Raw genomic sequence first — 12,117 nt, 5'->3', positions numbered from 1 at the left:
TTGAATGGGTTCATGTGCAGCTCCATCAGCAAAAGGGGATGATAAGTTTATCACCACCGACTATTTGCAACAGTGCCCATCGGCGTAGTAGTGGATGTGGTCGATGACAAAGCCGGTGCGGGTCAGCGTGCGCCGGAGGATCGGCAGAAAATCGACCAGGAACGAAGTAGCGCGTGTGACGACGGCCGGTACGCCGACACGCGCCACGGCCTCGGCCCAGCGCGCGGCCGGCGGTTGGAGCAGGCCGTTGTGCACCGAACCGTGGTAGGTGCCGACCGCCAATGTGAGCCAGCGCTCTAGCTCGCGCAGCGTCAGGGCGGCCTTGTTTTCGGAATCGTAGTCGCCGCGCTGGTCAGGGTTGGAGAAGGTCGTTCCCGGCAGTTCGTCGTGAATCATCTGCATCGCCGTGCCGATGATCCGTTCCACGATGCCGCCATAGTGCGGCTGTCCCAGCGGGCGATAGTCCAGCCGGATGCCATGCTGCTCGCAACCCCGGCGCAGGGCCTCGCTCTTGAACTCGGCCGCGTTGTCTAGGTAGAGCAGCAAGGGCTTGCCGCTCATCTGCCAATCCATTTCCACGTTCAGTCCTTCCAGCCAAGGGCGCTTGTCGCAGGCGACATGCACGAGGCACAGGCCAACCGAAACGGCAGACGGCGCTTCCAGCGTGACGACCATGCCGAGCACGCAGCGGGTGAACACGTCGATGGCGAGGGTCAGGTACGGGCGGCCAATAGGTTGCCGGTCGCGGTCATCGACCACGATCAGGTCGATGACCGTATGGTCTATCTGCACCTGCTCCAGCGGCGCGGTCACGGCAGGAGGCTCGCCGCCCACACCTTGTAGGTCACGAGCGGCATCCTGGCCTTCCCGCCGGCGGATGACCTTGCGCGGGTCAAGGCTAGCGATCCGTAAGGCCACGGTATTGCGCGCCGGCACTCGCAGTTTTTGAGCCTTGCACACCTGAGTGACTTCGCGGTGAAAGGCCGCTAGGCTGCGCTTCTGCTTGGTCAGGAACCGCTTTTGCAGTAGCTCGTGGATGACGCGCTCGACCGGTTCCGGCAAGCGCCCCTTACCTTTACCTCCACCGGACTGGCCGGGCACCAGATCCGTCACGAGGCCGCTGCCTTGCCGGGCACGCCGGATCAGAACGTATACCTGGCGCCGAGACAAGCCCAGCGCCTGAGCCGCCATATCGGCCGCTTCGTGCCCGACCGTCTCCGACTGCGCCAACGGACTGATGATCTCCGCACGACGGCGCGCACGCTCCCAAGCCTCATCAGGCAGAGTGGCCACGCCTTGTTCTGGAATCCGTGGGGTGTCCGTCGCCATGCTCACCTCGCTTTGGTGCACACGAGTATTGAGCATAGTCGAGATTGGTGCAGATCACTTCTGATATTGAACTGTCAGGAGCTGGCTGCACAACAGCCATTACGCCCAATCAACTGGTGCAGTCGTCTTCTGAAAATGACATATTGAACCAATAATTAGGAACCACTTTAAACAGACCGATGGGGGTTTCAATGTTCATACGGGCGTATTTACGTGCATCGACAGTGGAACAGGATGCTGAGCGGGCACGAGAGCTTCTGATAGGTTTTGCTGCTGAGCATGGCCATCAGATTGCCAGTTTCTATGTGGAGAATGAGTCGGGAGCGACGCTGGACAGGCCTGAGCTTATGAGGCTGATCCGCGACGCTGCAGATCGTGACATTGTGCTGGTAGAGCAGATTGATCGTCTGGCCCGTCTCAATCAGACGGATTGGCAAACACTGAAGCAGCTTTTGGCACAGAAACAGCTCTCCATCGTTTCTCCTGAGCTTCCGACTTCCTGGGTGGCATTACAGGGGGACAGCCGCTCCGAGTTCACCAGCGCCATTTTGCAGGCTGTAAATGGCATGCTGTTGGATATGCTCGCAGCCGTCGCTCGTAAAGACTATGAAGATCGCCGTCGCAGGCAGCAGCAGGGTATTGCCAAGGCCAGGGATGAAGGGAAATACCGTGGTAGGCAGAAGGATGAGAAGAAGCGTCAGCACATCGCCAGGCTGTTGGTGACAGGCCACAGTTATTCCGCGATTCAGGAGATGCTTGGTTGCTCAAGGTACCTTATCGCCAGTGTGGCCAAGGAGGCGCGCAGTTAGCTCCAGAAGTAGTAATTTTTGATGACCGGCCCACCCTTGCGTTTTGGGCGTGGGGTTGTCTTGAGGGTTTTCGCTGTCCAGATAAGAGCGATGCTCAGCGCAGTGAACAGCCCGGCGGGCCAGTGCCAGCAGGCGAGTGCGGCAAGAGCCATTAACTGCAACCTGGCCGTGATGGGGCGCCTGGTAGCCCAGGCCAGTATTGGCCAGCACCAGTAAACCGGTGGCAGGCAGATCAGTAGCCATGCAAACAGCGTGTCGCCAAGTGCCATCAAGCCCAGCGCAACCAACGCCATGAGGGCGATATCAGCGATCGGTTTCATGGTGTCTCTCTTTTGCATGCGCCTTGTAGCTATACAGACTCCACACGAAGACAAGCGTGAAGAAGGCCAGCAAGCCTACCATTCCCCAACTGAACGCATCCATCGTGTTACTCCACCAATGAACATGATTTCAGCATGGCACTGAAGGTCTTGGTATTCAATCAACTTATTGAAAATGTTGACTTTGTTCGTTCGTGACAAAGTTGGAGTACTGGAATCCAGTGGCTTATTGACCAGTGGAATCAGCGCCCTTATCCCCGGCCAATCCCTGTCCAATTCCTTTCCACATAACTATCTATCTGGAATCTTGGTGCGGATATTCCAGATAGTGGAATGTCGCTTCAGAACGAGCACCTGGAATATTGATAGGGGCCTTCCCATCTATCTGGAATGTTCGTGCTGTTTTTCGCTCTGGAATGTTGGCCACTCTGTCTGAGGTGAGTGGGAAAACCCGGTGTGCTGGAATTGATGGGGGCAGATTCCTATCTATCTGGAATCTTGGCCTCTGCATTCAGCGAGAGCCAAACCGGCTGACTTGCTATGGGACTAACTCAAGCGATGCCCTTCAACAATCATTCACTACGACCTAGTTACGCCATTACCAGACGTTTCCTTGACCCGAAGGCATGCCATCAAGAGCTGCACCCATGTTGCTTTATGAGTCTGAAATCAATAAAACCCGGCTGAATTTATGAGAGAATCTTGAGCAATATTGTCCCCCGACCGGAAGAGTGCTCATGGCCGAGATCAACAAAGCAACCCTCACCGAAGCCGACATCATCTCGAAATACCTGCTGCCTGCTATCAAGGCTGCGGGGTGGGATGACCTGACTCAGGTTCGCCAAGAGGTGAAGCTGCGGGATGGCAAGGTGGTGGTGCGCGGCCAGATGGCGGCACGCAAGAAGGTCAAATCGGCCGATATCGTGCTCTATCACAAGATGGGCTTGCCACTGGCGGTGATCGAGGCCAAAGCCAACAAGCATGAGATTGGCAAGGGGATGCAGCAGGGGCTCGATTATGCCCGTCTGCTGGATGTGCCGTTCGTATTTGCCAGCAACGGCGATGGTTTTGTATTTCATGACAAGACCAATCCGGCCAAGCTGGAATCCGAGATCGCGCTGGAGGACTTCCCCAGCCCCGGCCAGCTTTGGGACAAACTCTGCACCTGGAAGGGTTACACCCAGGCACAGTTGCCTGTCATCAGTCAGGACTACTACTCGGATGGCAGCGGCAAATCTCCCCGCTATTACCAGCTGCAGGCCATCAACAAGACCGTAGAAGCCATCTCGAAAGGTGAGGATCGGGTATTGCTGGTGATGGCCACCGGCACCGGCAAGACCTACACCGCATTCCAGATCATTTGGCGTTTGTGGAAGGCGGGCGCCAAGAAGCGCATCCTGTTTTTGGCCGATCGGAATGCGCTGGTGGAACAAACCAAGCGTAATGATTTTCAGCCTTTTGGCTCGGCCATGGCCAAGGTCACTGGGCGTACTGTCGATCCTGCCTATGAGATCCACCTTGCCCTCTATCAGGCGCTCACCGGACCAGAAGAGTCACAGAAAGCCTTCAAGCAGGTCTCACCCGGTTTCTTCGACCTGATCGTGGTGGATGAGTGCCATCGGGGCAGCGCCGCCGAAGACAGCGCCTGGCGCGAGATCCTCGAATACTTCTCATCGGCCACCCAGATTGGTCTCACTGCCACGCCCAAAGAGACCGCAACCGTCTCCAGCACCGATTATTTCGGTGACCCTGTTTATACCTACTCCCTCAAAGAGGGAATCGAAGATGGTTTTCTTGCCCCCTACAAGGTGGTGCGGGTCGATATCGATGTCGATCTGCAGGGGTGGCGTCCCACCAAAGGGCAGATGGACAAACAGGGCAACCTGATTGAAGACCGTATCTATAACCAGAAGGATTTTGACCGCACTCTGGTGATCGACGAGCGTACCCAGCTGGTGGCCGAAACCATCACCAACTACCTCAAGAAAACCGACCCGATGGCCAAGACCATCGTGTTCTGCAACGACATCGATCATGCCGACCGGATGCGACGGGCGTTGGTCAACCTCAACCCGGAACAGATGGCCAAGGATGAGCGCTATGTGATGAAAATCACCGGCGATGATGAGTTGGGTAAGGGGCAGCTTGAGAACTTCATTGAGCCGAAAAAGCCCTATCCGGTCATCGCCACTACTTCCGAGCTGATGACCACTGGCGTCGATGCCAAAACCTGCAAGCTGGTTGTGCTGGACCAAAATATCCAGTCCATGACCAAGTTCAAGCAGATCATCGGCCGTGGTACCCGCATCGATGACAAGTACGGCAAGCTCTGGTTCACCATTCTCGACTTCAAGAAGGCCACCGAGCTGTTTGCCGATCCCCGTTTCGACGGCGAGCCGGAGCGCGTCATGGTGATCAAACCGGCAGACATCAACAATCCGGATGAAGGCTTGGGCGATATCATCGGCGATGTCGATCTGCTGCCAACCGATGAACCCGGCGACAATGACGATCCGTTTGCTCCCGGAGTCGATGAACAACCCGGCAGCTACACAACCGGTAGTGATGGTGGCCAGAGTAGCGCTGGGGGCCAGGGCGCAGGCCCGCTGGGTGGCCCCGAGCCCGGGGTCAGCAAGTATTATGTCAACGGCGTGGCGGTCAGCGTCATCGCCGAGCGGGTGCAGTATTACGATGCCGATGGCAAGTTGGTGACCGAATCCTTCAAGGACTACACCAAAAAGACCCTGCTCAAAGAGTTTGCCACCCTCGATGCGTTCACCAAACGCTGGCAAGCCGCCGAACGCAAGCAAGCCATTATGGATGAATTGGCTCAGGCGGGCGTGCTGTGGGAGGTGTTGGAGCAGGAAGTGGGCAAGGAGCTCGACCCGTTCGACCTTATCTGCCATGTGGTATACGATCAGCCGCCACTGACCCGCCGCGAGCGGGCCAACAACGTCAAAAAGCGCAACTACTTCACCAAGTACAACGACACCGCCCAGCAGGTTCTTACCAGACTGCTCGACAAGTATGCCGATCAGGGGGTGACCGAGATTGAGACCAAGGATGCGCTAAAAGTCGCCCCCTTTACCGAGTTGGGGCGCCCGCTGGAGTTGGCCAAGAAGGGTTTTGGTGGCCCCAAACAGTTCGAGCAGGCCATCACCGAACTGGAGCAAGAAATTTACCGTGAGCAGCAGAGCGCCTGACGACCTGACTGCTTCTGAACTACCATGCGGCCATTCCAATGATGGCCGCTTGTTTTATCGATACTCCTGACGCATTCGCCCCTGTATTCGTCATCATTTTTGTAAAAAGCAGAGAATTCCATGTCATCCATCAGCTCAGTCATCAAATCCATTCAGGACATCATGCGCAAGGACGCCGGTATCGACGGCGATGCCCAGCGCCTCGGCCAGCTCTCCTGGCTGCTGTTTTTGAAAGTGTTCGACGCCCAGGAAGAGGAGTTGGAGTTTGAGCAGGATAACTACCGCTGCCCCATCCCCGAGCGCTTCCTGTGGCGCAACTGGGCGGCCGATAGTGAAGGGCTGACAGGCGATGCCCTGCTCGATTTCGTCAACAACGACCTGTTCGACAGCCTGAAAAACCAGCCTGCCAATATCGATCTCAACCCCCGTGGCTATGTGGTGAAAGAGGCGTTCAGCGATGCCTTCAACTACATGAAGAACGGCACCCTGCTCAAGCAGGTGATTAACAAGCTAAACGAGATCGACTTCACCGACAGCAGTGAGCGCCACCTGTTTGGTGATATCTACGAGCAGATCCTGCGCGACCTGCAAAGCGCCGGTAACGCGGGCGAGTTCTACACCCCCCGCGCCGTCACCCGCTTTATGGTCAACCGCATCGACCCCAAACTCGGCGAGCGGATCATGGACCCGGCCTGCGGTACCGGCGGCTTTCTCGCCTGCGCCTTCGATCATGTCAAAGAGCACTATGTCGAGACCTCAGCCGACCACCAGACTCTGCAGCAGCAGATCTTGGGGGTCGAGAAGAAGCAGCTGCCGCACCTCCTTTGCACTACCAATATGCTGCTGCACGGCATCGAGGTGCCGGTGCAAATTCGCCATGGCAACACCCTCGACAAACCGCTGTCGAGCTGGGATAGCGATATCGATGTGATCCTCACCAACCCGCCCTTTGGTGGTACCGAAGAGGATGGCATCGAGCAGAACTTCCCGGCCGATCTGCGCACGCGCGAAACTGCCGACCTGTTCCTGCAGCTGATTATCGAGATCCTGAAAAAGGGCGGTCGCGCCGCCGTGGTGCTGCCTGATGGCACCCTGTTTGGCGAAGGGGTCAAAACCAAGATCAAGCAACTGCTCACCAGCGAGTGCAACCTGCACACCATAGTGCGGCTGCCCAACGGCGTGTTTGCCCCCTATACCGGCATTAAGACCAATATCCTCTTCTTCACCAAGGGTCAGCCCACCAAGGATGTCTGGTTCTATGAGCACCCCTATCCGGCTGGGGTGAAAAACTACAGCAAGACCAAACCGATGAAGTTCGAGGAGTTTGAAGCCGAGATCGCCTGGTGGGGCGATGAGGCGGACGGCTTTGCCGCCCGGGTAGAGACCGAGCAAGCCTGGAAGGTCAGCATCGACACCATTATCGAGCGCAACTTTAACCTCGATATCAAAAACCCCCATGTTGGTGAGCAGATAAGCCACGACCCTGAGGAGCTGCTGGCGCGCTATGCCAAAGAACAGGCTGAAATTCAGACCCTGCGTAACCAGCTAAAAGCCATTCTGGGCGACGCCTTGGGCAAAGGTGCGGCCAAGCAAGGGGGGCAGGCATAATGGCGATCGAGAATCTGATTACCGACCACCTGGATCTATGGACCGCGGCGGTTCGCCCCAAAAGCAGTGCCGGGCGCGGTAGCAACAGCAAGCTGGAACTCACCGGCATCAAAAAGCTGCGAGAGCTGATCCTAGAGCTGGCCGTGCGCGGTAAATTGGTGCCGCAAGACCCCAGCGATGAACCGGCCTCCGTGCTGTTGGAACGGATCGCCGCCGAAAAGACGCGGCTGGTGAAAGAGGGCAAGATTAAAAAGCCCAAAGCCTTGCCAGAAATTGGTGAGGAAGAGAAGCCGTTTGAATTACCGGATGGGTGGGTGTGGTCAATGCTTGCAGAGATCGCAGAGATCAATCCACGTAATGAAAGCGATGATACTGTTGACGCATCATTTGTACCCATGTCTTTAATCAGCACCGCATATAACGGGCAGCATGAATTTGAAGCAAGGAAGTGGGGCGAGATAAAGAAAGGTTTTACCCATTTTTCTAATGGGGATATTGGCATAGCAAAAATAACACCATGCTTTGAGAATAGTAAGGCTGCAGTTTTTCGTGGTTTAACTAATGGAATAGGTGCAGGAACGACAGAGCTTCATATAGCTAGACCATATACAGATTATGTTTCAGCATTCTTTATATTATTAAATATAAAATCGCCTATATATCTCAAAAAAGGTGAGGCAGGAATGACCGGAACCGCAGGTCAAAAGCGACTTGCCAAGGACTTTTTCTCATTCTATCCATTGCCAATTCCGCCATTTGCAGAACAGCACCGCATCGTTGCCAAAGTGGATGAGCTTATGGCCCTCTGCGACCAGTTGGAGCAGTGCAGCGAATCGCAGTTGGCGGCCCATCAGACGCTGGTGGAGACCCTGCTCGCCACACTGACAGACTCCTGCGATGCCGACGAGTTGGCGCAAAACTGGGCGCGGCTAAGCACTCATTTCGATACCCTCTTTACCACTGAGGCCAGCATCGACGCCTTGAAACAGACCATCCTGCAACTGGCAGTAATGGGTAAGCTGGTACCGCAAGACCCAAGCGATGAACCCGCCTCCGCCCTGCTGGAACGCATCGCTGCCGAAAAGGCGCTGCTGGTCAAAGAGAAGAAAATCAAAAAAGAGAAACCGCTGCCGATGATTCGGGCGGAGGAACAGCTATTTGAGCTACCAATAGGTTGGGAATGGGTTAGATTTAGCCAAGTTGCACACTCTCGCCTTGGAAAAATGCTCGATAATGCAAAAAATATTGGCAATGAATTGCCATATTTAAGAAATACAAATGTGCAGTGGGATCTGATTGAGCTTGATGATATAAAACAAATGAAAATCGATGATAATGAAAAAGATGAGCTAGCTCTTAGGTATGGTGATTTATTGATATGTGAAGGTGGTGAACCTGGAAGATGTGCTATTTGGAAGCATCATAATAAGGAAATGTATTTTCAAAAAGCACTGCACCGAGCAAGGCCTTATCAAGGGGTAATGGCAGAGTATTTACAAATTTGTTTAACTAATGATGCTGCTACGGGAACCTTAGAACAGTATTTTACAGGAGCAACAATTAAGCATTTTGTTGGTGCAAAACTGAATGAATATTCAATTCCTCTACCTCCTACTGCGGTACAAAAATTGATAGTAGCTAAAGTCGATGAACTGACGACACTCTGCGATCAACTTAAATCCCGCCTGCAAACCAGCCAGCAGACCCAACTTGCCTTGGCCGAGTCGCTGGTGGAAGGAGCCCTTGCCTGATGAGCCGCATATTTAATGTCTATTGTGATGAGTCCTGCCATCTGGAGAACGATGGTCAATCGGCCATGGTGCTTGGGGCTGTATGGTGTCCGCTGGATAAGCGCCACGAGATCGTGCGTCGCTTGCGGGAGATCAAGCAAAAGCATGGGTTGGCGCCGGATTTCGAGGTGAAGTGGACCAAGGTTAGTCAGTCGAAACTCGCCTTCTATCGTGACCTGCTGGATTACTTTTTCGATGATGATGACCTTCACTTTCGTGGTCTGGTTATCCCGGATAAATCACAGCTAAATCATGAAGCGTTTGGGCAGAGTCATGACGACTGGTACTACAAAATGTATTTCGTCATGTTGAAGACGATCTTTGAGCCGCAGAATGGCTATCGAGTCTATATCGATATCAAGGATACCTTGGGGCATGAGAAGATCAGCAAGTTGCATGATGTTTTGTGCAATAACACGTATGACTACTCGAAGAAAATCATTCATCGGGTGCAGCGGATCCACTCTCATGAAGCCGAGTTGCTGCAAGTTGCGGATCTTTTGATCGGAGCCCTGAGCTATCTGCATCGAGGGTTGACCAGCAGCCAAGCCAAGCTGGCGTTGATTGAAAGAATACGGCAACGAAGTGGTTACAAGCTGACACACAATACCCTTCTACGAGAGAGCAAGTTCAATCTGATGGTCTGGTGCAGCAGGGGTGGATGGTGATGCAACCTATATGGCTACCTGACCTCATTCTGATGACCGCCTCTGGCGGTGATTGGGGGCGTTTTTTCTCTGCTGTTTATGCGGCCTTCGAACAAGACTTTGTACTCAACAAACCCGAGTTCAGAGGCAAGCGTCTTGGTCTGAAACGTCATCCTGAATATGCCGGGAAATCAGCGACCTTCTGGCACATGATTTCAACTGGAGAAGTTGAAGCAGAGCGAGAACCCGATTTACGTCGATGCGAACGCATCCGCTGGCCCAAACCCATCATCGAGAATGATAGCGATCCTGAGCTGAAGGTGTGGGCTGAGCCTCGTGGCAAGCAACAACGCATCCATATCTGGTTTGAAGCGGAAGGCTACCTAGTCGTGCTGGATGATCGAGGAGAATACATCCTGCCGTGGACGGCATTTTTCATCGAACATGAGCACGAACGGCGCAAGTACAACAAGCGCTGGGAACGGTATGGGAGTTATTGACTGCTAGGGGAGGGAATTAAGCTGGCCGCGCCCTCCGGAGAGGACGGGGCCGTAACTCCTTCTACGCTGACGCCAAAGGCTGGTAGATGAGATGCGCAAAGTGTAACGGTTACCCCGATGATTAGCAACCGACTGGCTGTATGGCGAAGTAATAAGGCGTGTATGCCGACACAAAGACAGATTCAAAAAAACAACCCCGGCGTAAGTTGCAAAGCAACCAAGAGGCCGGGGTCATGTTGCGGGAAACCTTAAAGAGACGCCCTCTTTCAGTCAAACATTTTTACCCCATTTTGTGATGGATAGAGTGGTAGTCGAGTGGATATCAAAGCAGGATCTCGAAGGCTCTTCAGCTAAGTGAGAGCCTGCTTGAAATATCAATATTACAAGGAGTTGCGATGCTACATGCAATCCTGCATGGCAAGGCTGGGCGTATCGAGCGGGAAGGGGAATCCCTGCGCTGGCGCGACCTGTTTAAAGGCAGCGAAGATCTGCTAACTGCCACTTTCTTTGGCCGTCTGCCCCACCTCTCGGACGGTACTCTGGGGGCCGTGCTGCACTTTCTACTCGGTGACAATCCGCTAGACCCGGCCAGCTTTCAACGGCTGGAGCTGTGGCCAAAACTGGTATCGCTGCAGGATCGCCGTTATGTCGAGCCCGATGTGCTGCTCCACTTTGACGACACGCTGGTGGTTATCGAGGTGAAGCCCCCGTTCGGTGGCGACCAGTATCGGGAGCAGTGGCTGGCGCAGGTCAATGCTGTGGTCAGTGAAGCCGAGTTTGATGACTATGAAGACCGGCTCTATTACGTGGCACTTGGCAATATCCCTGTCGCTCCGCTGTCTCCCCCCGATCTGCCGAAGCGCTTTGTCCAGATGACCTTGCGTGAATGGGAGCCACTGCGCCGCTATCTGCAAACTGCCTCCGAGTTTGAATCCTGCCGTCAGGATCGCGCCATCCGCGATGAGTGGCTGCAGGCGTTTGAGCTGTTTGGCATGGCCCCGGTGGTACCTGAATGGGCGCCGTTGTTTGCCTACGCAGGGCGGCTGGATCTGGATTGCGGGGTGATGTCAGAGCGGCAAATTACCCCACCCGCTGAGCCTACTGGTTGGGCTGCTCTGCTCGATTATGCCGGGACATTCCACCTATCTCGCCCCGATTTCTCTTTTTTGAATCACTGACTCTGGCTAAGGATGCCGTCATGCCACACGATCTTGAACAGACCACCCAGCTGGTGACCCAACTGCAACAAGCTCACCGACTCGCAGCCGGTTTCTACCAGCGTATCCTCCCGCTATTCGATCAGATCGCCAGTCAGGCGCTGGACGCCGAGTTCTGGTATTGGGAGCCCAGCGAAAATAGCCGCCCCTGCCGCTCAGGAACCCGCCCTTCCAGCAGCTGGGCATGGGACTATCTGCCACTGTTTGCATCGAATCACGCTTACCGGGACAGGAATGGCGATAAGGCTCTGCAAGGTGATAAGACGCTGATTTTTCGCCTCTATATCGATGATGATTTCCGTCAAAACTCAGCCTTGCGTGCACATACGAAGGGTCAGCCTGATCCTTTGCAACTGTCTGGCAACGCCGTGGTTGAAGTAAATCTGTACCGTTGCCTGCAGGATAGTGATAACCACCTCTGGGATCTGCTCAAGCAGGTTAGCTGGCCTGCTCATCAACCTGACTGGCAGCAAAGTGACAAATGTCATCAGCTTGAGATCTGCTCCAATCATCTGCCGCTCGCCCAGCTGCTTGCCGACCCTGATAGCGTGGCCGATTGGATCAAAGAAATGAACCATCGCTGAGCCTGTGGTTGGCTTGGGATAGCCAACCTAGTGGAGCCTAATGACTTTACTGGCGGTCTCTCGCCCAAATGTCATTTGGCTCTACCAACCCCCCTTCCTGTTCCCATCTT

The 12,117-nt window shown here is 54.5% G+C and carries 10 protein-coding genes; 8 read left to right on the top strand and 2 right to left on the bottom strand.

What is annotated here, in order from left to right:
- Positions 1–60: 60 nt before the first annotated feature.
- Positions 61–1,329 (bottom strand): DNA-binding domain-containing protein, encoded by a 1,269-nt coding sequence (locus OKC44_RS20190; protein ID WP_000179845.1) that lies wholly within the window; start codon positions 1,327–1,329, stop codon positions 61–63.
- Between the two features lie 191 nt (positions 1,330–1,520).
- Between OKC44_RS20190 and OKC44_RS20180 the strand changes: the two genes are divergently transcribed.
- Positions 1,521–2,138 (top strand): recombinase family protein, encoded by a 618-nt coding sequence (locus OKC44_RS20180; protein WP_047439809.1) that lies wholly within the window; start codon positions 1,521–1,523, stop codon positions 2,136–2,138.
- On the opposite strand, the gene OKC44_RS20175 is transcribed toward OKC44_RS20180, so the two are convergent.
- Positions 2,135–2,458 (bottom strand): hypothetical protein, encoded by a 324-nt coding sequence (locus tag OKC44_RS20175; RefSeq protein WP_047439811.1) that lies wholly within the window; start codon positions 2,456–2,458, stop codon positions 2,135–2,137. The two genes, OKC44_RS20180 and OKC44_RS20175, sit on opposite strands and share 4 nt — an antisense overlap.
- A gap of 737 nt (positions 2,459–3,195) precedes the next feature.
- Between OKC44_RS20175 and hsdR the strand changes: the two genes are divergently transcribed.
- The 7 genes from hsdR to OKC44_RS20140 all read left to right on the top strand — a co-directional run bounded on the left by hsdR (position 3,196) and on the right by OKC44_RS20140 (position 12,007).
- The gene (hsdR, locus tag OKC44_RS20170) at positions 3,196–5,661 is read left to right on the top strand and encodes an EcoAI/FtnUII family type I restriction enzme subunit R (RefSeq protein ID WP_167826274.1); all 2,466 of its coding nucleotides are present in this window, start codon (positions 3,196–3,198) and stop codon (positions 5,659–5,661) included.
- A 120-nt stretch (positions 5,662–5,781) separates the two neighbouring features.
- Entirely contained in the window at positions 5,782–7,269 is a 1,488-nt protein-coding gene (locus tag OKC44_RS20165) for an N-6 DNA methylase (protein WP_103261035.1), read from the top strand.
- Positions 7,269–9,020 (top strand): restriction endonuclease subunit S, encoded by a 1,752-nt coding sequence (locus tag OKC44_RS20160; protein WP_103261036.1) that lies wholly within the window; start codon positions 7,269–7,271, stop codon positions 9,018–9,020. The genes OKC44_RS20165 and OKC44_RS20160 overlap by 1 nt, the downstream gene beginning before the upstream one ends.
- Complete coding sequence (locus tag OKC44_RS20155) at positions 9,020–9,727, top strand: DUF3800 domain-containing protein (RefSeq protein WP_081990753.1); 708 nt, start codon at positions 9,020–9,022, stop codon at positions 9,725–9,727. The genes OKC44_RS20160 and OKC44_RS20155 overlap by 1 nt, the downstream gene beginning before the upstream one ends.
- Positions 9,721–10,206: a hypothetical protein gene (locus OKC44_RS20150; RefSeq protein ID WP_197058106.1), complete on the top strand. Its 486-nt coding sequence runs from the start codon at positions 9,721–9,723 to the stop codon at positions 10,204–10,206. The genes OKC44_RS20155 and OKC44_RS20150 overlap by 7 nt, the downstream gene beginning before the upstream one ends.
- A 395-nt stretch (positions 10,207–10,601) precedes the next feature.
- The gene (locus tag OKC44_RS20145; RefSeq protein WP_047439892.1) at positions 10,602–11,384 is read left to right on the top strand and encodes a hypothetical protein; all 783 of its coding nucleotides are present in this window, start codon (positions 10,602–10,604) and stop codon (positions 11,382–11,384) included.
- 20 nt (positions 11,385–11,404) lie between these two features.
- The gene (locus tag OKC44_RS20140; protein ID WP_047439890.1) at positions 11,405–12,007 is read left to right on the top strand and encodes a hypothetical protein; all 603 of its coding nucleotides are present in this window, start codon (positions 11,405–11,407) and stop codon (positions 12,005–12,007) included.
- Positions 12,008–12,117 lie beyond the last annotated feature (110 nt).

It is taken from the genome of Aeromonas sp. S41-2, assembly GCF_027705845.1.
Lineage (GTDB): Bacteria > Pseudomonadota > Gammaproteobacteria > Enterobacterales > Aeromonadaceae > Aeromonas > Aeromonas hydrophila.
Note: the sequence above shows the minus strand (reverse complement) of the source record. Positions and strands in the feature narration are given on the sequence as shown.

What these genes read in the sequence shown, in the direction of transcription:
- OKC44_RS20140 (WP_047439890.1), top strand. Translation starts at nt 11,405, where the DNA reads ATGCCACACGATCTTGAACAGACCACCCAGCTGGTGACCCAACTGCAA.
- OKC44_RS20145 (WP_047439892.1), top strand. Translation starts at nt 10,602, where the DNA reads ATGCTACATGCAATCCTGCATGGCAAGGCTGGGCGTATCGAGCGGGAA.
- OKC44_RS20175 (WP_047439811.1), bottom strand. Translation starts at nt 2,458, where the DNA reads ATGAAACCGATCGCTGATATCGCCCTCATGGCGTTGGTTGCGCTGGGC.
- OKC44_RS20190 (WP_000179845.1), bottom strand. Translation starts at nt 1,329, where the DNA reads ATGGCGACGGACACCCCACGGATTCCAGAACAAGGCGTGGCCACTCTG.
- OKC44_RS20165 (WP_103261035.1), top strand. Translation starts at nt 5,782, where the DNA reads ATGTCATCCATCAGCTCAGTCATCAAATCCATTCAGGACATCATGCGC.
- OKC44_RS20150 (WP_197058106.1), top strand. Translation starts at nt 9,721, where the DNA reads ATGGTGATGCAACCTATATGGCTACCTGACCTCATTCTGATGACCGCC.
- OKC44_RS20160 (WP_103261036.1), top strand. Translation starts at nt 7,269, where the DNA reads ATGGCGATCGAGAATCTGATTACCGACCACCTGGATCTATGGACCGCG.
- OKC44_RS20155 (WP_081990753.1), top strand. Translation starts at nt 9,020, where the DNA reads ATGAGCCGCATATTTAATGTCTATTGTGATGAGTCCTGCCATCTGGAG.
- OKC44_RS20180 (WP_047439809.1), top strand. Translation starts at nt 1,521, where the DNA reads ATGTTCATACGGGCGTATTTACGTGCATCGACAGTGGAACAGGATGCT.
- hsdR (WP_167826274.1), top strand. Translation starts at nt 3,196, where the DNA reads ATGGCCGAGATCAACAAAGCAACCCTCACCGAAGCCGACATCATCTCG.